Source organism: Thalassotalea piscium, from assembly GCF_030295935.1.
GTDB classification, from domain to species: Bacteria; Pseudomonadota; Gammaproteobacteria; order Enterobacterales; family Alteromonadaceae; genus Thalassotalea_B; species Thalassotalea_B piscium.
The window spans coordinates 2,519,776-2,537,817 of the sequence record NZ_AP027362.1; the positions used below are offsets into that span (position 1 = coordinate 2,519,776).

The window sequence follows — 18,042 nt, forward strand, 5'->3', positions numbered from 1 at the left end:
TAGTAATTACGCCATATGCACTAGCATATTTGTTGGCTCTTCTAAGAATGATTTCCATAAGTTACTAAAGCGAGCGATAGTACCACCATCAATAATACGATGATCGCCCGACCAACTAACCTGCATAATTGAGCGTGCTTCTACTTCACCGTTTTCATTAAAACGAGGTAATGTTTGTAATTTACCTAATGCAACAATAGCAGCTTCTGGCTTATTAATAATTGGTGTTGCAACCGTACCGCCTATAGCACCAATGTTAGAAATAGAAATAGTACCGCCTTTTAAGTCTGCGCTAGCTACGCGCCCAGAGCGTGCATCATTAGTTAATTTAGTAATATCTTGAGCCAAGTCTAGTATTGATTTTGTTTGGACTTGTTTGATATTTGGTACTAACAGGCCTACTTTTGAGTCTACCGCCATACCAATATTATGATCGTCAAAATAAGTTAGCTCGGTACAATCTTCATTAACTTGAGAGTTAACAATTGGAAACTCTTTTAACGCTAACGACATGGCTTTCATAAAGAAAGGCATCATAGTTAATTTGATGTCTTGCTTGGCATATATTTCTTTAAGCTCAAGGCGTAATTTTATTAATTTAGTCATATCTATTTCTTCACAATAAGTAAAGTGAGGAATAGTTGATACTGAATTAACCATCGCTTTTGCCATGGCTGCTTTTACGCCACGAATAGCCTCAACACGCTTGCCACCAGCTACTATTGAATTAACTGATGAACCTGTCGCATCAGATTGTTTAGCTGAACCTTGCGTATTACCATTAATAAACGCTACAACATCGTCTTTATAAACTCGCCCTTTTTTGCCGCTACCGGGTACTTGATGAATATTGACATTCATTTCGCGCGCCACTCTTCTTACTGCAGGGCTAGCTAGTGCTTTAGTATTGAGTGTTTTTTCATTACTTACAGGAGCACTTTTTGCCATAGCCTGTTCAGGAACTTTTGCTTTTTGTTCTGGCACTTGGGTATTGTTTACTGCTTTAGTATGGGTTGAAACACCAATGCGCTCAATTGCAAATAAAGGCGCATGAACCTTAGCAATATCCCCTTTCGCATAATGTAATTTAACCACTTTACCTGAATACATAGCTGGAATTTGCACTAGCGCTTTATCAGTCATTACGTCAGCTACAGGTTGATCTTCAACAATCACGTCACCTTCGGTAACTAACCATTCAACAACTTCACATTCAACAATACCTTCACCTATATCAGGTAAAATAAAGTCTTCAACGATAGTTTCAGTGCTAGTTTGTGGTGTTAACTCAGCACTTACTTCATTAGCTGCTTCCGTTGTCGATGAAGAACTTTGCACAGCAACTGTGTCGTTTGCAGCCCCGTCTGAGGGTGTCATAGCAAATAATGGTTGATGCACTTTAGCAATATCACCTTTTGCATAATAAAGTTTGTCTACTACACCTGAATGCATTGCAGGAATTTGCACTAATGCCTTGTCTGTCATTACGTCAGCTACGGGTTGGTCTTCAACAATAATATCACCTTCATTAACTAGCCATTCAACCAGTTCACATTCAACGATACCTTCACCAATATCTGGTAATATAAAATCAATGCTCATGTTCAAATTCCTAGTAATTCATGCTGCGTTTTATCGCTTCATATATTTTTAAATGATCGGCCACATATTCTTTTTCTAACGCTAACGGGTAAGGTGTATCAAGACCACATATACGCTCGATAGGCGACTCTAAATGCAAGAAACATTCTTGTTGAATGGTTGCAGCAATTTCACTGGCAAACCCTGCTGTTAATGGCGCTTCTTGGCTAACTAATAAGCGACCAGTTTTGCGCACAGAAGTTGCTACTGTTTCAACATCCCAAGGCAAAATAGTACGTAAATCAATAATTTCACAAGAAATACCGTCAGCTGACGCTTTTTCTGCCGCTTTTTCAATTATTTCTAATTGGGCACCCCAACCTAACAACGTAATATCATTACCTGTTTGCATAACTTCTGCTTTACCTAAGGGTAATTGGTAATCTTCTTCAGGCACTTCCCCAACAGACGCTCGATATAAACGCTTAGGTTCAAAAAACACTACTGGGTTATCATCACGAATCGAGGCTAGTAATAAACCTTTTGCTTGATAAGGATTACGAGGCACAACAATTTTCAAACCTGGAGTATGGGCAAAATATGCTTCTGGAGATTGACTATGATATAAACCACCGGCAATACCGCCGCCGTATGGCGTACGAATAGTTAATTTACCCACATCAAATTCGTTACCACTACGGTACCTAAATTTAGCAGTTTCATTCACTATTTGGTCAAACGCAGGAAAAATGTAATCAGCAAACTGAATTTCAGCAATAGGAGTACAGCCTTGTGCTGCCAAACCATTAGCAAAACCAATAATGCCTTGCTCAACTAATGGCGTATTAAAGCAACGTGCTTTACCGTACTTTTCTTGTAAGCCGCTAGTTGCTCTAAATACACCACCAAAATGACCAACATCTTCACCAAAACATAACGCACTGTCATTTTCAGCCATTGCAATATCTAACGCATTATTAATTGCTTGTAATAAGTTCATTTGTGCCATTATTTAATTCTCCCTGCTGTAAAAGGATATGCCTCAGGGTATTTTTTAATATGTACTTTTAATTCATCTAATTGTTTATGTAAGTGCTCTGGCACTTCGTCATACACATCAGTAATTAAATCTTCAACTGGTGGCTTGTCAATTTTTTCAGCAACTTTTACAGCTGCTAGCACTTGTTCTCTCAGCTTTTCAAATAGCTCTGTTTCTTGTGCATCGTTCCACCAACCTTGCGCTATCATCCAGTTTTTCATACGTAAAATTGGATCATGCTTTTGCCATTTCTCTTCTTCTTCACGTGTTCGATACCCAGAAGGATCGTCTGAAGTTGAATGCGCGCCTAAACGATATGACATTGCTTCAATAATCACAGGTTTATGCTCAGCTAATGCATAACGACGAGCATCTTGAGTTGCTTTCACAACCGCTAAAATATCGTTGCCATCAATACGAATGGTTTTAATGCCGTATCCAACACCACGAGAAGCAATACCATTGCCTACATATTGCTCTTCTGCAGGTGTTGAAATAGCATAGCCATTATTTCGACAGAAAAATATCACCGGCGCTCTATGAACAGCGGCCATATTTAAGCCCGCATGAAAATCACCTTCAGATGCGGCACCTTCACCAAAATAACAAATAGTTACCGCTTCTTTACCTTGCAATTTTTGCCCATAAGCGTAACCAGCCGCTTGAGGTATTTGCGTACCTAATGGTGATGATATTGTCATATAATTTAATTCATTAGATCCATAATGAATTGGCATTTGACGACCTTTACCTAAGTCTTTTTCATTAGAAAACATTTGGTTCATAAAGTTTTCAAGAGAAAAATCACGGTAGATTAACGCACCTTGTTCACGGTATTGCGCCATGATCATATCTTGATCTTCAAGAGCAGCAGCTCCCCCAACACTGGCGGCTTCTTCACCAAGTGCTGCCATATAAAAACTAATTCGTCCTTGACGCTGAGCAGCAACCATACGTTCATCTAATACGCGATGAAATGCTAACGCTTTATAAATCTTTGTTGCTTTAGCTTGATCGATATCAGGTAATTCTGCACCTGAGTAGGTAGTACCGTCTTGTTGTAATATTTTGAGGATGGGGATTTCTACTGAATGACCATCAATAAAAGTAGGGGTATGCACCACCTGACTTTCTTTATAAATTTCAGTGTTCATAGCCTTCTCTTGTTTTATCCCTTGCGCGCAAGGTATAACTATTATTAAGAATACGTAAAGTATAGTTGGTTAAATTTTATTATAAGGTTCAGTTGATCTTTTATTTTAGTCTTCGCTAAAGATTGCCTTAAAAACGTTACTCTCGGCCCTTTAACCTAGACTGACAACACATAAGGGTTTTATGTAAGTGCCACGATTGCCATATATTCATGCCAACTGCGTTTTTAAACTAAAAGATTAACAGACCTTTAATCATTGAATATATTTATTGACCGCACTTTACCTTTACGTAAACTGAAAAACAAGTTTTACCCGTGCTCATTTACCGCCAATTTTTATCATACTGAGCATAAAAGTTTACAAAATGTTTATAATGCCCCTCCGCTCAAAAATACTTGAAGCGTACAATATAAGTGCAGGGCTAAAAGGGCTTATTAATCAAATTTTGGCAGGGATTACGGTTAATAAAGCTCTTTGCCCAATAGCTACTTCTGCATTAGGAAAAATAATTGCCTCTCCTTCCACCTCTGTCACAATCGCTTTATCACCGTCGTATGCTAATACACTACCTTTGGGGAAATCAGTGAAGTTCTCGGCATCATCAGCAAAAGTAAATGAAAAGTTTTCATGCGTTCGGTTAATAATTTGATGAATTTCATAAATATAAAAGTCACTTTCATTAAAGGGTTTCAGCTCAAGCTTATTACCTGAAATTAATGCCGTTAATGTCGACTTAACTTGGGTAAATTTACTCATATCATTTTCACCAAAAGGCATTACTTTTCCAAGTTCAACAGTAAAGGCATCTGCACCAAATTCATTCGATGAATAGTAACTAAACGTTGTAGTTGGTGAATGCGAAAGGAGTATTGTTTCAATACCACAGGCTTGTAAAAATGATAGTTGCTCTTTTTTCCAAGGCTTGCCATGACGAAAAGGGTAAACAGCAAATTTATCATTTTTTGAGCCTCTAATTGCTGTATGCAAGTCGTAATGGCTACGCTTTCTATTCTGACTAACTTGACTACCTTGTTCGAAAAACTCTCGAACAGTGTCTTCTAAAAGCTTCGCTCTTAAGCGTTCCTTATTAATAAGACCTGCACCTTGGCCTTGATCTTGTGAATGCCCACCAGAAAATAAACGATTCATATTCTCTTCGACAAAGCGCTCAGCAATATTCATAGAGGCTGGATTACCAAATATAAATAAAACGCGTTCAGCTAAGTAAAGCTGCCCCATAATAAGTTGTTGAATAAGATCAGCACAAATTTCAATCGGTGCAGTTTCATTACCATGTACAGCACTAGAAAGCACAATATCCTGAGTGGTGGTCTTCGAAACTGGTTCAAAAATAATCAAACCCGTTTCGAGCACATTTACATTAATAATTTGGTGCAAATTTTTCACTTGAAAGGTAACACTAGTGCCAAACCCCTCGGGGTACTGGCGAGTAAGTGATAAAAAGTCGCCCGTATGAGTGAGTTGCTGCTGTAAATGTTGTGCTGTTAATTTCATATTGAGCTGGTACCTACTTTGGATAATAATTGATTACGTTATTAGGGCGTGTTGAAAAAAGTGATAAATGTAGGTTGGCAATTGGCGCTCAAAATACGTTAATAAATCTGAGCAGCCTAAGTCAAACCTACATAGTAGCAACTATACCCCTGCTTCTTTAAATACATTACTCACAAGCGTTTGCGCATCTAAAATTATTTGCTGTAAATGGGCTTCGTCTATAAAGCTTTCAGCATAAATTTTATAAATATCTTCGGTGCCTGAAGGTCTTGCTGCAAACCAGCCATTGTCGGTAACCACTTTTAAACCACCGATAGCCGCACCATTGCCAGGCGCATGAGATAATACTTGCTTAACCTCTTCACCTGCTAAGGTGTTTGAAGTTACCATTTCAGGTGTTAGCGAAGATAGCACTTGTTTTTGTTCAAAAGACGCTACAGCTTCAACACGTCCGTAACAAGGTTGTCCCAATTGCCCTACGAGATCTAAGTAATATTGGTAAGGGTCTTTACCGGTAACCGCTAAAATTTCAGCGGCAAGTAACGCCATTATAAAACCGTCTTTGTCTGTCGTCCAACAGCTACCATCTTTTGCTAGAAAAGAGGCGCCAGCACTTTCTTCACCACCAAATGCGTATTCACCTGAATGTAAACCGTCAACAAACCACTTAAAGCCCACAGGCACTTCAGATAGTGGTCTATTAATTAACCTAGCAACTCGATCGATTAAGCTGCTTGAAACTAACGTTTTGCCAATTTTACACGTTTGAGACCAATCTCTGTGGGTCATTAAGTAATGAATGGCTACCGCTAGAAAATGGTTCGGGTTCATTAGCCCACCTGACTTAGTTACAATGCCATGGCGATCAAAGTCAGGATCATTACCAACAGCTACATCAAAGTCATCTTTCATCGCTATTAAGCCAGCCATTGCATAAGGAGAAGAGCAATCCATTCGGATTTTGCCGTCTTTATCTAATGGCATGAAAGAAAAGCTGCTATCTACAACAGAGTTTACAATCGTTAAGTTCAATTGATAACGCTGGGCTATTACAGGCCAATAATCGATACCAGAACCACCTAAAGGATCAACGCCAATACAAACATTTGCTTGGCTTATTGCTGTTAAGTCGAGCACTTGTTCGAGTTGCTCAGTGTAAAATTGAATGAAATTTTCTTTGGAAAGTAGGTTTGAGCTAAGTGCCACTTCAAGATCAACAGCTTTCACATCGGCCATGCCATTAACAATAATATCGTTAGCTCGCTGCTCTATTATTTTCGTAACTTCGCCTTCCGCTGGCCCTCCATGAGGTGGGTTATACTTTATTCCGCCATCTGTGGGTGGATTATGAGAAGGCGTTATAATTAATCCGTCGGCTTGGCTATTGTTAGTTTTATTATGAACAATGATCAAACGTGATATTACAGGTGTTGGTGTATAGCCCATGTCTGTTTGTATAATTACCGGAACTTTATTAGCAATAAGTACCGATAATGCCGTGGCAAAGGCAGGTTCAGACAAGGCATGGGTGTCTTTACCTAGGTAAAGCGGCCCTTTATACCCCTGAACTGTACGATATTCTGCAATAGCCTGACAAATAGCCGCAATATGTTGTTCATTAAAACTACATAAACTTGCATTACCACGATGGCCAGAAGTTCCAAATGTAACCTTTTGTTCATTTAGGCTAACATCTGGTTTCATTAAAAAGTAATCGCTAACTAAACGCCCTAAGTTTACTCTGTCTTGCGGTCTAACCGCTTTTCCTGCGTGGGGGTGCACCGACATTTTATATCCTTTTAGTAATTATTAGGTAATTAAAGTAAATCTCTTATTGCCTCAACATCATCGTTGCTATAGCCCATTTCTTTTGCCACTTCTGTTAACATCATTTTTTTGCGAGTGGTATTAGAATTAGTAATAACCCAAAAATTACTGTCAGGGATTTGGCGAGGCTTGGTACTACTGCCACTTTGCTCAAGCTCTGTTTCACTCGTGGCAAAATAAAGTCGATTACGACCTCTAATATCACAGACTTTATCAAACTGATTTGAATGAACTCGGTGAAGTGCCGCTAAAATAATTAAAAAACGCCCTACCGCACCGCGCTGCATGGCTAATTCTTCACGATTTATAATATTAAAAATTGAACCTTTAGCAACACTTACGTCTGGTATTTCCTCTTGACGTGAACCTTCATCATTATGTGAACCATCAGGCGAAGTTTGTGCGTCTTTTGTAGTTAACGCAACATTGCTTTCACTTAACTTGAGTAATCTTCTTAATATAGAAGAGGCACTTTCACCAATTTCTTGTGTATGGGTAACAATGTATTGGTAGAGCTCTTCATCTACTTCAATGTTTTTCATTAAAAGCCTAAATAATTAAAAGTATTTGGTTAATCTACATTAATTATACTTACCTTAAGTGTAAGTCTCTAGCGTTGATTAACATGAATTAACATCTTTTACCGTAAAGTTTCGCTTTCGCTTTGCAACAGAAATTAAAAACAACGACAATACCCCTACATTTAAACGTTGAGAATTGTTATGTCTATTTTAAATTACCAACAACAAGGTACTGGCCCGCATGTAATATTAATTCACGGGCTACTTGGCAGTTTAGACAACTTAAACATGGTAGCTAGAGATCTAAAAGCACATTACTGTGTTACTAGCGTAGATGTTAGGAACCATGGCGACTCTTTTCATGACAATACGATGGCATATTCCGAGCTTGCACAAGATATTATCGCTTTGCTAGACCATTTAGCTATAGAGCAATGTACTATCTTAGGTCACTCTATGGGTGGAAAAATAGCAATGGAGGTTGCGTTAACTTTTCCAAATCGAGTTGCACAACTTATTGTAGCTGATATTGCCCCTGTAAAATATCCGGCACACCACCAACAAATATTAGCAGGATTACAAGCGATTGACTTAACCAAAATAACGTCACGTAAAGATGCTGATAAGCAGTTATCACCTTATGTGAAAGAGGTAGGTGTAAGGCAGTTTTTGCTTCGTAACTTAGTGCTAATGAATGAACAATGGCAATTTAAATGTAATCTACATAATATTGTTGAGTGTTATCCGCAAATAATGGCTAGCTATAATGGTAATAGCCAATACTCGGGGCCAGCCTTATTTATCAAAGGCGGAAATTCAAATTACATTTTACCTGAACATAAAAACACCATAACTCAGTTATTTCCTGCCAGTAAAGCTAAAATAATACAAGGTGCTGGTCATTGGTTGCATGCTGAAAAAACTGTCGCTTTTAATAAAGTCGTTTTAGATTTTATAGCGAATAACTAGAACGTGTTGATCTTTGATGTCTATCAAAAAAACATCAAAGAAGTCTACTTAATCGCGTATTTAATATGACAATAAAAGAAAAGCTATGTGCTAAGAGTTACGCTTATGCTATAGTGCGCGTGAATTTTATAGGGTGAGTTATGCTTGCAGAATATTTTGTCGTTATAGAAACCGTTGGGCTCAATTTATTTTTTGCTTTTATCTTCATTTTCATTGGTTTATCAATAAATGACGTGATGAAGAAAAATGACGTGCCTAAAATGGGGCGTTATGTTGTGTACCTTGTACTTTTTCTTGGTTGTGCTGGTTTTATCGCCAAAGGTATTATTCAGCTTGTTTGGGAAAGCCAAGGCGTAGGTTAATCGACAATGGCAAAACAAAACGCAGACATTACCACAATTGATTTATTCAGCGATGAAAAACGTCCCGGACGTCCGAAAACTAATCCTTACTCTCGGAGCGTACAGGTAAAAATCAATAAACGTAACCAAGTAAAGCGTGATAAAAGCAATGGCTTAAAACGCGTTGAATTTAAAATTCACCAAAGCATAATCGAACAGTTAGAGCAATTAGCTACAAGTAAAGGTGTAAACCGAAGCGAGCTAATTGAAGCCTTGATAGTTGAAGCACTAGCAAAGCAGCAGAATTAATTTTAGAAATAAAAGGTAAAAATTCAATGGCAATTGTAGGTTTATTTTTCGGTAGTGATACTGGTAATACTGAAGCAGTCAGTAAAATGATCCAGAAAAAACTGGGTAAAAAGTTAGTTGATGTAAAAGATATCGCTAAAAGCACCAAAGAAGAAATCGCAGAATTTGATTTGATCATACTTGGGATCCCAACGTGGTATTACGGCGAAAACCAATGTGACTGGGACGACTTTCTTCCAGAATTAGAAGAAATTGACTTTACCGATAAGCTAGTTGCAATATTCGGTTTAGGTGATCAAGAAGACTACGCTGAATATTTCTGTGATGCCATGGCTCCACTGCGTGATATCGTTGAATCTAAAGGTGCTATTGTTGTTGGCAATTGGCCAACTGAAGGCTACGAATTTGAAGCATCTAAAGGCCTTGTTGATGAAAACACCTTTATCGGTTTATGTATTGACGAAGACCGTCAACCAGAACTAACCGAAGAACGTGTTGATAAATGGGTTAAGCAAGTTTACGAAGAAATGTGTTTAGCTGAACTAGCGGATTAATTGTTCGTTACAATGTTAATTGAAATAAAACCCACTTTCCGGTGGGTTTTTAAATCCAAAGTAAAAAAAACTACCTTCAATATTATAAAAAACTAGCGATGTCGTTTTTTCTTGCGAATATACAGTTGCCTGTTAAGTTCTGCAACTACATCTCCCTCTTGGTCTTTCACAAGCACCGAAAATTCAGGTAAATACTTTTCACCATTAGCGGTATTAATAATAATATCGTCAATCATGGCCTCATTAATATGAAACTCTGCATATACAACACCTTTACCTGGTTTAACATACTCTATATCTGCTTTTTTGTCCCATACGTAGTATTGGTCTCCTAATTGCGGCATCAACATTAACATATAAAAGGGATCTGTCATTGAATAGAGAGAACCACCAAAGTGAGCACCTACCGCATTTTTGTTCCAAGGGCGCATTCTTAATTCAACTTTCGCTTCACGAAAATCTTTAGATAAATAGACAACACGAATACCCGAAAATAGAAAAGGTGGCCATAGATTAAGTAATAATTTCATTACCCAAGATTTTTTAAACATTTTTTACAACACATTAATTACAATTAACTCATCGTACCACCATGCAATTTAAAGAAAAACACCTATTTATCGACTTTAAATGAAATAGCGCTTCCAACCCTGACTCGAACCACCTATAATTTTTGGTTTATCCAACAATGTGAGAAGCAATTTATATGGCAGAGCAAAATGAAGAGCTAAAAAGGGCGGGATTAAAAATCACCTTGCCTAGAGTTAAGATTTTAGCGATATTGCAGCATCCTGATAACCAACACATCAGTGCTGAAGAGGTCTATAAAATATTGCTTGATCAGAATGAGGAAATTGGTCTAGCAACTGTTTATCGTGTTTTAAATCAATTTGACGATGCGGGTATTGTTACACGTCACCACTTTGAAGGCGGTAAATCTGTATTCGAGCTAACTCAAAATAACCACCATGATCACCTAGTGTGTTTAAAGTGTGGCAAAGTTGTTGAGTTTGAAGACGACATAATTGAGCAACAACAAGAAAAAGTTGCCAAGCAACACAAGATGAAACTGACTAACCATAGCCTCTATTTGTATGGCGAGTGCGATGATAAAGTCGCTTGTGAAATATTTAGAAAGAATCAGTAATACCATACCGTTTAAAGTAGTTTAAAGCCTCATGATATGAGGCTTTTTCTATTTAATCGCTTAGCTTAAGTATTTAATTGTATAGGCGATCTTTGTGCTTTATCCATCCCCCCTTCTGCTTGCTATGGGGGTCTTTGTGCGTCCAATGCACCATTCCGCCGGCACTATTCCACTGGTACTCACCTGAAAATTCAACTTTATCACCAATACGCAGATCATGTATTTTACGGCTAATATCTATATTGTGAATTATAAGGACGGTTTGGTTATCTTTTAGTTTGACGATAAATCGTTGATGCCTACTACCTTTTAAATCATCTGGTAGTATTTTATGTACAATTCCAATTGCTTTCACTCGCCCCAACCTCAGTAAAAGTAGTACCGCAGCGGTGCTACTTATAGCAAACGCATCAAGTTAAAGGCTGTTAACTTGAGCATTTAATAAGTAACCTGAACTCGGGTTAAGCAAAGTTACTCAGTAAGCTATTTTTGAGCCTATCTACGTTGAATTTGTTGCCAATAGCCCGCTATTGGATCAAAAAATTCGCCTTGATATTCACAAAACTATCAATACAGAGAAGTAAAGGTTAGCTTTTTAAATAGTGAATAAAATTAAACTATTGAAAAAATAATGTTTTATGTGAGAAAGTCAACATTCATTAACCCGAGTTCAGGTTAAGTAAAATACTACAAGCTCAACAGTCTTATAGAAAAGTAGCAAGCAGTTAAAGAGACTAAAATAAAACTAAGCAAAACCAGATAACGAAGTGTGTTTTTTACTTTGTTTTTTATCGTAAACCAACAACCACTCCTTTGTTCGTCGCATAGTTTTCTTGCAAAGCTGTTAATGAATAGCTTTAACAGTAATAGCCAAATGAGCCCAAGAAATAAAGGTTGTAGTAATTGGTTTTGTGTTTGTATTGATGAAAAACCAAATAGGTATATTATTGCGATAACAATAAATATCGAAATAAGTTTTATTATACCTATACAAACAGCTAGCTTGTTTGCAATAACTGTCAAAGTTTGATGAACTTTCATAAAGCCAATATAACAAGATAGCTATTAAACACGCCAGTTTTATTAACAAACACAGATCAGTGCTAGCATCAGCGATAAAACCTCAGTCTAGTTTAAGCACTTTTGTCTAAACTGAAGTTATACCAGTTTCATTAATTAACAAAGTTTATCCCATGCTTATCAAGCGTTTTATATATGCTATTAATAGCTAAACTATTGTCAGTTAAAGAATCTTTCCATTTATCTCTTTTTTCGATCCCTAAATCTGTAATTGTGAAGTAGTGATCAGGTTCAATTTTACATGCGTTTAAACACGCTTTTGTGCAGGAAAGTGAGCAGCCATCAATAGCTATAATTTTCCTTCCTGAAGTAGCGAGTGCTTTAATGGGGGCAATATTACCAATAACACCGGAAACACACGACATTTCCGCTAAACCATCACAATCTAATGTTAGTGCAACATCATGTGCTATACGAGCAACATTTGAGCAGCCAGCACACGCATAAACAATAGGCTTTAACATATCCAATAGAATTTCCTTGCTTACATTCAATACCCGCAAGTCTAACAAGGTTTAATATTGTCGTTTTGATTTACATCAAGCTTTATTAATATGCTCGTTTTATGTTCACTGCTTCAGGTATTATCCCTTCGTTGAAATAGTGTAAAATGTTCTTACGTACAACCTGAGCGGCGGAAGTTAAATTGGTTGGTGCTGAAATATGAGGTAAAATAGTAATTTTACCATGCCGCCATAATGGATCGTTTGGCATTAAGGGTTCATGCTCAAATACATCTAAAACCGCATGCGATAACTGGCCATTATCTAATCCTTCGATCACCGCTTGAAGGTCGATAACTCTCCCCCGTGCAAAATTAATAATGTTCGCACCTTTAGGCAATTTATAAATAAGCGCTTTATTAAGTAGTAAATCAGTGGCATCTGTCAACGGTAATAAAACGACTACAATATTTACATTAGCCAGTAGCGTCTCTAAACCTTTTTTCCCGCTGTAGCACTTAACGCCGGTTAGGTTTTTTGAACTAGCGCTCCAGCCATATACATTAAAGCCATTATCTTTTAAACGCAGCGCGCTGGCTTGACCAAGCTTTCCTAACCCTAAAACACCAATATTGCATTCTGAGGCATTAACAACAGGGTGCTGCTGCCAATCACCTCTTTTTTGTTGGGCAATATACAGGGGGATTTGTCGGTGTAAATATAAACTCCATGTTAATACCGCCTCTGCCATTGTTTGAGCTAACTTAGGGTCTACCATGCGTACAATGTTAAATTGTGGTTGTGCTATTTCTTTAACTAAACGCTCAACTCCTGCCCATAAACTTTGCACCCAAACTAAGTTAGTAAATAATGCTAGTTCAGTCGGCTCAGGATTCGCAACTATCGCAACCTTTACCTGCAGCTTTTCCTCATTACTCATACGTTCAGCTAAAATCACTTGATGGGGAGCAAGCACTTGGTTTAATTTCGCCAACCATTGATTTTGCTCATGTACAGGCAACTGACTAATAAAAGGGATCACTTTAGACATTTGAATAAATTCACAGCTTATTGCTTGTAAATATCTTCTGGCTTTAATTTTAACACCTTACGCTCAGTTTGCTTAGCTTCCGGCTTTTTCGCTTTAGGGTTTACATAAACTTCTTTTGGCACCGGTTTTTTATCGCGTGACTTAGCATAAGATTGACTAGATGATTTATGCTCACTTGAATTGTTATGAGTTTTTTTATTATAGGTATCTTGCTTTTTATCTACTTTTTTATCTTGGCGTGGCGCTGGTGCAAAAGGTCGATGTTGATCTTGAATCGCTTGAATAAAGTTACGTAAAAACTGTGCTTTACAATGACGATAGTTTTTGTGTGTTGGTTTTCTAAAAAATGCGGTTAGCTCAGACTGCCCAACAGTAAAACCTGCTTTAGCTAACATAGATACAATATCATCTGTTTGCAATGACAACGCGATTTTTAGCTTCATTAAAATAAGGTTTTTAGTCAAGGTAGTTTCAGCTTCTACTTTCTCACCATCTTTTCGTGGTCCCCTTTTTTCAACAATATACCCATTGAGAAAGCTAGCAAGCTCAACGTCTTCTAATGCTAACATCTGTTCATCATCATCTTTTTTTAACCAACGCTTTACTTGATCAAGCTCAACATTTAAGCCACCTAAGGCAAAAATACTGATTAATTTTGTATCTCTAAAATCAAAAGCATAGCGGATACGTCGCAACACGTCGTTATTAGTCAATGAATTCTCCAGGGGTGTGTTTGCTTTACTAGCACTCACAAATATAATAATGCTCAATTTGAGCTAATAATATGGCCAATGCCAACATTATACTATTTTATCACTCTTTTAACTTAATACATCAAAATTTAACGAAAGTCGTGATAAGATATATCACTTACAAATAGCTCTCCTTCAATCAAAATATAGTAAGCATTCAATGAGTAAACAACACCTTTTATTTTCTCCGGTACTTACCAGTCGTCGTGGCAAAAATGCAGATAAAAAAATATGGAGCAACTTAACAGGTAGTAGCGCCACTATTGCAATGTATCAAGCCGCGGTGCAGTCACAACAACCCGTATTAATTGTGGTGCATGACACGCCAAACGCTATTAGGCTGGAGCATGAGCTCCAAAGTTTAAATAGCCACAAACTTGAAATTTGCTTATTTCCTGATTGGGAAACATTACCTTACGACTCGTTTTCACCGCACCAAGATATTATTTCTCAACGCTTATCTACCCTATATAAAATGTCGAGAATGACTAACGGTATTGTTATTGTGCCAGTTACAACATTGTCGCAACGTTTAGCACCTAAACATTACCTTGAGAGTAATAGCCTATTAATTAATAAAGGTGATAAAAAAGATCTACACCAACTAAGACAAAACTTGGAAGCAAGTGGTTACCGTTATGTTGATCAAGTAATGGAGCATGGTGAGTTTTCTGCACGAGGCGCAATTTTAGATCTTTACCCAATGGGAAGTACTAGTCCGTTTAGATTAGACTTTTTCGATGATGAAATAGAAGAGATACGCTTATTCGATCCAGAAAACCAACGTTCAAGTGATAAAGTTGAAAAGATTGACTTATTACCTGCCCATGAATTTCCAACAGATACTGACGGCATTAATATGTTTCGTCAGCAATATCGTGATCAATTCCCAAGTATCATTAATAAAGAGTCTATTTATCATCAAGTAAGTAACGGCATTATGCCCGCAGGGATTGAATATTATTTACCCCTGTTTTTTGATACAACAAATACTTTATGTGACTATCTCTCTGAAAATACCTTAGTTATTATTTCCGGTGATATTGATAAATCACTTGAAAGTTATTGGTTAGACATTAATTACCGTTATGAAGATCGCCGCTACGATCTTACTCGTCCTTTACTTGCACCTAACAGCTTATTTTTAAGTAGCGATGAGCTCTATAGCGCATTAAAACCATTCGATAGAATTACCATTAAACACCCGTTAAAAGTAAAGTCTACCGATACCGCTGAAAATAGCTCCGTAACAGAAATTACCACTGTTAATACCCCAGGTGAACAACGCGGCGTTATTCAGTACGATGTAAAGCCGCTGCCAGACATTACAATTGATCACCACCTTAAACACCCTTTTGATTTAATCAAACAATATTTAGCAGCTAAAACAACACCGAGCAAAGTGTTATTTGTTGCAGAAAGCCAAGGCAGAAGAGAAAGTGTTTTAGAGTTACTACAGCGGATAGATATTACCCCTACCCAATTTAAAACAATTGAAGAATTTGTTAATTCAAATGAAAAAATAGGCATAACGGTTAATGCGTTAAGCGCCGGCTTTGTATTTCAAAATAAAGGTGCATCAGTCAAAAATGCAATTGCACTGATCACAGAAACTGAGTTGTTAGGCGATAGAGTAAGACAAACACGTCGACGTAATAAACAACAAGATATTCAAGCCGATGCCCTATTTAAAAACTTAGCTGAATTGTCAATTGGCCAACCGGTTGTTCATATCGACCACGGAATTGGCCGTTACCTTGGCTTACAAACGCTGGAAACGGGTGGTATTACCACAGAGTTTTTAACGTTAAGTTACGCAAACGACGCTAAACTTTATGTGCCAGTTGCTTCCTTGCACTTAATTAGTCGTTACTCAGGTACAGACTCTGAACACGCACCATTGCATAAATTAGGCACGGACAGTTGGAGTAAAGCTAAACGCAAAGCCGCAGAAAAAGTAAAAGATGTAGCAGCCGAGTTGCTTGACATTTATGCAAAACGAGCCAGTAATCAAGGGTACGGATTTAAACGTAATAAAGAAGAGTATCGCGCATTTGCTGACAGTTTTGGTTTTGAAGAAACACACGACCAAGAGCAAGCAATTAATGCCGTTATTAGTGATATGTTATCACCCAAAACTATGGATCGCCTCGTTTGTGGTGATGTTGGTTTTGGTAAAACTGAAGTAGCTATGCGCGCAGCTTTTATTGCCGTAAACGATGGTAAACAAGTCGCTATTCTTGTTCCTACTACATTACTTGCACAACAGCATTATGATAATTTTAGAGACCGTTTTGCTAACTGGCCAGTGTCAATAGAAGTGCTCTCTCGATTTAAAACAGCAAAAGAACAAAGCGCAGTAATTGCAAAAGTTGAATCGGGCCATATAGATATATTAATCGGTACCCATAAATTATTACAAAACGCAATTAAGTATAAAGATTTAGGACTGCTAATAGTTGATGAAGAACATCGATTTGGTGTAAAACAAAAAGAGAAAATTAAACAACTGCGTAGTAACGTTGATATTTTAACACTAACTGCCACCCCCATTCCTCGTACTTTGAATATGGCGATGGGCGGCATGCGCGACTTATCAATTATTGCCACACCGCCAGCAAAACGCTTAGCCGTTAAAACCTTTGTACGTCAACGCGATGACGCATTAATACGTGAGTCAATATTGCGTGAAATATTACGTGGTGGTCAAGTCTATTTTCTCCATAATAATGTAGACACTATTGAGCGTACCGCAGAAGAAATTAAAGCGTTATTACCCGAGGCAAATGTTATAACTGCACATGGCCAAATGCGAGAACGTGATCTTGAACGAATAATGAGCGACTTTTATCACCAACGTTTTAATGTGCTTGTTTGTACTACTATTATAGAAACAGGTATAGATGTACCAAGTGCTAACACCATTATAATGGATAGAGCCGACCGTTTAGGTTTAGCGCAGCTGCATCAGTTACGTGGCCGTGTTGGTCGTTCGCATCATCAAGCCTACGCCTATTTATTAACACCACATGAAAGGCTGATCTCTAAAGATGCAAAAAAACGCCTCGACGCAATAGCTTCGCTTGAAGATTTAGGCGCTGGTTTTACCCTTGCTACTCACGATTTAGAAATTCGTGGTGCAGGTGAATTACTCGGCGAAGAGCAAAGTGGTTCTATGAGCCAGATAGGGTTTAGCCTATACATGGAAATGTTAGATCACGCCGTTAACTCTTTAAAAGCAGGCAAACAACCATCGCTCGATCAAGTAATGGCAAAACAAACTGAAATTGACTTACGCATTCCTGCGCTTTTACCTGACGATTATATCTTTGACGTAAGCTTAAGGCTTAGTATGTATAAGCGAATTGCTAGCTGTGTTAACAACAACCAATTAGACGAAGTGCAAATTGAATTAATTGATCGTTTTGGCTTGTTGCCACAACCTGCCAAGAATATTATTCATATTGCAAAGCTAAGACTAAAAGCACAAGCAATAGGTATAGACCGTATTGATGTTGGGCCACTAGGTGGATCAATTGAGTTTAGTGACACCACTAAAGTAGACCCCAGCTTTATTATTGGTTTAATTCAACAGCAGCCAAAAGTGTTTAAAATGGAAGGCGCAAATAAATTAAAGTTCGTACAAAAAAGTGACGATGTAAAAGCAAGGTTTACCTTAATTACATCAATTCTTAATGATTTGTCGAAAAGTTAAGCTAAATTTTTGTTATGATGAGTTCGATTATTATTTCGGGAAAA

The 18,042-nt window shown here is 37.7% G+C and carries 17 protein-coding genes; 6 read left to right on the forward strand and 11 right to left on the reverse strand.

Annotated features, from left to right (window positions below; translation table 11 throughout):
* Positions 1–6 precede the first annotated feature (6 nt).
* The 6 genes from QUD79_RS10995 to seqA form a co-directional block, all read right to left on the reverse strand.
* A complete protein-coding gene (locus tag QUD79_RS10995; RefSeq protein WP_184424841.1) occupies positions 7–1,602 on the reverse strand; it encodes a dihydrolipoyllysine-residue acetyltransferase in 1,596 nt (531 codons plus the stop codon).
* A 10-nt stretch (positions 1,603–1,612) separates the two neighbouring features.
* A complete protein-coding gene (locus tag QUD79_RS11000; RefSeq protein ID WP_184424839.1) occupies positions 1,613–2,590 on the reverse strand; it encodes an alpha-ketoacid dehydrogenase subunit beta in 978 nt (325 codons plus the stop codon).
* A complete protein-coding gene (locus tag QUD79_RS11005) occupies positions 2,590–3,774 on the reverse strand; it encodes a thiamine pyrophosphate-dependent dehydrogenase E1 component subunit alpha (RefSeq protein WP_184424837.1) in 1,185 nt (394 codons plus the stop codon). The genes QUD79_RS11000 and QUD79_RS11005 overlap by 1 nt, the downstream gene beginning before the upstream one ends.
* A 438-nt stretch (positions 3,775–4,212) precedes the next feature.
* Positions 4,213–5,289 (reverse strand): succinylglutamate desuccinylase, encoded by a 1,077-nt coding sequence (gene astE, locus QUD79_RS11010; RefSeq protein ID WP_184424835.1) that lies wholly within the window; start codon positions 5,287–5,289, stop codon positions 4,213–4,215.
* Positions 5,290–5,430: 141 nt separating this feature from the next.
* On the reverse strand, positions 5,431–7,077 hold the full coding sequence (gene pgm, locus QUD79_RS11015) for a phosphoglucomutase (alpha-D-glucose-1,6-bisphosphate-dependent) (RefSeq protein ID WP_184424833.1): 1,647 nt from the start codon (positions 7,075–7,077) through the stop codon (positions 5,431–5,433).
* 29 nt (positions 7,078–7,106) lie between these two features.
* Complete coding sequence (gene seqA / locus QUD79_RS11020; protein WP_184424831.1) at positions 7,107–7,658, reverse strand: replication initiation negative regulator SeqA; 552 nt, start codon at positions 7,656–7,658, stop codon at positions 7,107–7,109.
* Between the two features lie 180 nt (positions 7,659–7,838).
* Here seqA and QUD79_RS11025 point away from each other — a divergent pair, with 180 nt between their 5' ends.
* The 4 genes from QUD79_RS11025 (at position 7,839) to fldA (ending at position 9,810) form a co-directional block, all read left to right on the forward strand.
* On the forward strand, positions 7,839–8,606 hold the full coding sequence (locus QUD79_RS11025) for an alpha/beta fold hydrolase (protein ID WP_184424829.1): 768 nt from the start codon (positions 7,839–7,841) through the stop codon (positions 8,604–8,606).
* Between the two features lie 140 nt (positions 8,607–8,746).
* Positions 8,747–8,968: a DUF2788 domain-containing protein gene (locus tag QUD79_RS11030; RefSeq protein ID WP_184424827.1), complete on the forward strand. Its 222-nt coding sequence runs from the start codon at positions 8,747–8,749 to the stop codon at positions 8,966–8,968.
* Positions 8,969–8,974: 6 nt separating this feature from the next.
* Complete coding sequence (gene ybfE / locus QUD79_RS11035; RefSeq protein ID WP_184424825.1) at positions 8,975–9,256, forward strand: LexA regulated protein; 282 nt, start codon at positions 8,975–8,977, stop codon at positions 9,254–9,256.
* Between the two features lie 26 nt (positions 9,257–9,282).
* Positions 9,283–9,810 carry a flavodoxin FldA gene (gene fldA / locus QUD79_RS11040; protein ID WP_184424823.1) on the forward strand — a complete coding sequence of 176 codons (528 nt, stop codon included), beginning with the start codon at positions 9,283–9,285 and terminating at the stop codon, positions 9,808–9,810.
* A 92-nt stretch (positions 9,811–9,902) separates the two neighbouring features.
* Here fldA and QUD79_RS11045 read toward each other — a convergent pair whose 3' ends face one another.
* On the reverse strand, positions 9,903–10,361 hold the full coding sequence (locus QUD79_RS11045; RefSeq protein ID WP_184424821.1) for a DUF4442 domain-containing protein: 459 nt from the start codon (positions 10,359–10,361) through the stop codon (positions 9,903–9,905).
* 155 nt (positions 10,362–10,516) lie between these two features.
* Here QUD79_RS11045 and fur point away from each other — a divergent pair, with 155 nt between their 5' ends.
* Positions 10,517–10,957, forward strand: coding sequence for a ferric iron uptake transcriptional regulator (gene fur / locus QUD79_RS11050; RefSeq protein ID WP_184424819.1), 441 nt, complete (start codon positions 10,517–10,519; stop codon positions 10,955–10,957).
* Positions 10,958–11,030: 73 nt separating this feature from the next.
* On the opposite strand, the gene QUD79_RS11055 is transcribed toward fur, so the two are convergent.
* From QUD79_RS11055 to QUD79_RS11070, 4 genes are all read right to left on the reverse strand, one after another.
* Positions 11,031–11,312, reverse strand: coding sequence for a DUF3465 domain-containing protein (locus QUD79_RS11055; RefSeq protein ID WP_221435213.1), 282 nt, complete (start codon positions 11,310–11,312; stop codon positions 11,031–11,033).
* Positions 11,313–12,129: 817 nt separating this feature from the next.
* Complete coding sequence (locus tag QUD79_RS11060) at positions 12,130–12,501, reverse strand: putative zinc-binding protein (protein ID WP_184424817.1); 372 nt, start codon at positions 12,499–12,501, stop codon at positions 12,130–12,132.
* Between the two features lie 85 nt (positions 12,502–12,586).
* Complete coding sequence (locus tag QUD79_RS11065; RefSeq protein ID WP_221435212.1) at positions 12,587–13,531, reverse strand: 2-hydroxyacid dehydrogenase; 945 nt, start codon at positions 13,529–13,531, stop codon at positions 12,587–12,589.
* A gap of 17 nt (positions 13,532–13,548) precedes the next feature.
* Positions 13,549–14,244, reverse strand: a complete 696-nt coding sequence (locus QUD79_RS11070) for a YehS family protein (protein WP_184424815.1) — start codon at positions 14,242–14,244, stop codon at positions 13,549–13,551.
* A 199-nt stretch (positions 14,245–14,443) separates the two neighbouring features.
* Here QUD79_RS11070 and mfd point away from each other — a divergent pair, with 199 nt between their 5' ends.
* Positions 14,444–17,998, forward strand: coding sequence for a transcription-repair coupling factor (gene mfd / locus QUD79_RS11075; RefSeq protein ID WP_184424813.1), 3,555 nt, complete (start codon positions 14,444–14,446; stop codon positions 17,996–17,998).
* Positions 17,999–18,042 lie beyond the last annotated feature (44 nt).

Excerpts from the sequence above, each read along its gene's own strand:
- pgm (WP_184424833.1), bottom strand. The coding sequence starts at position 7,077 with ATGTCGGTGCACCCCCACGCAGGAAAAGCGGTTAGACCGCAAGACAGA.
- QUD79_RS11045 (WP_184424821.1), bottom strand. The coding sequence starts at position 10,361 with ATGTTTAAAAAATCTTGGGTAATGAAATTATTACTTAATCTATGGCCA.
- QUD79_RS11000 (WP_184424839.1), bottom strand. The coding sequence starts at position 2,590 with ATGGCACAAATGAACTTATTACAAGCAATTAATAATGCGTTAGATATT.
- QUD79_RS11065 (WP_221435212.1), bottom strand. The coding sequence starts at position 13,531 with ATGTCTAAAGTGATCCCTTTTATTAGTCAGTTGCCTGTACATGAGCAA.
- fur (WP_184424819.1), top strand. The coding sequence starts at position 10,517 with ATGGCAGAGCAAAATGAAGAGCTAAAAAGGGCGGGATTAAAAATCACC.
- QUD79_RS11025 (WP_184424829.1), top strand. The coding sequence starts at position 7,839 with ATGTCTATTTTAAATTACCAACAACAAGGTACTGGCCCGCATGTAATA.
- seqA (WP_184424831.1), bottom strand. The coding sequence starts at position 7,658 with ATGAAAAACATTGAAGTAGATGAAGAGCTCTACCAATACATTGTTACC.
- QUD79_RS11005 (WP_184424837.1), bottom strand. The coding sequence starts at position 3,774 with ATGAACACTGAAATTTATAAAGAAAGTCAGGTGGTGCATACCCCTACT.
- ybfE (WP_184424825.1), top strand. The coding sequence starts at position 8,975 with ATGGCAAAACAAAACGCAGACATTACCACAATTGATTTATTCAGCGAT.
- QUD79_RS11060 (WP_184424817.1), bottom strand. The coding sequence starts at position 12,501 with ATGTTAAAGCCTATTGTTTATGCGTGTGCTGGCTGCTCAAATGTTGCT.
- astE (WP_184424835.1), bottom strand. The coding sequence starts at position 5,289 with ATGAAATTAACAGCACAACATTTACAGCAGCAACTCACTCATACGGGC.
- mfd (WP_184424813.1), top strand. The coding sequence starts at position 14,444 with ATGAGTAAACAACACCTTTTATTTTCTCCGGTACTTACCAGTCGTCGT.
- QUD79_RS11030 (WP_184424827.1), top strand. The coding sequence starts at position 8,747 with ATGCTTGCAGAATATTTTGTCGTTATAGAAACCGTTGGGCTCAATTTA.
- fldA (WP_184424823.1), top strand. The coding sequence starts at position 9,283 with ATGGCAATTGTAGGTTTATTTTTCGGTAGTGATACTGGTAATACTGAA.
- QUD79_RS10995 (WP_184424841.1), bottom strand. The coding sequence starts at position 1,602 with ATGAGCATTGATTTTATATTACCAGATATTGGTGAAGGTATCGTTGAA.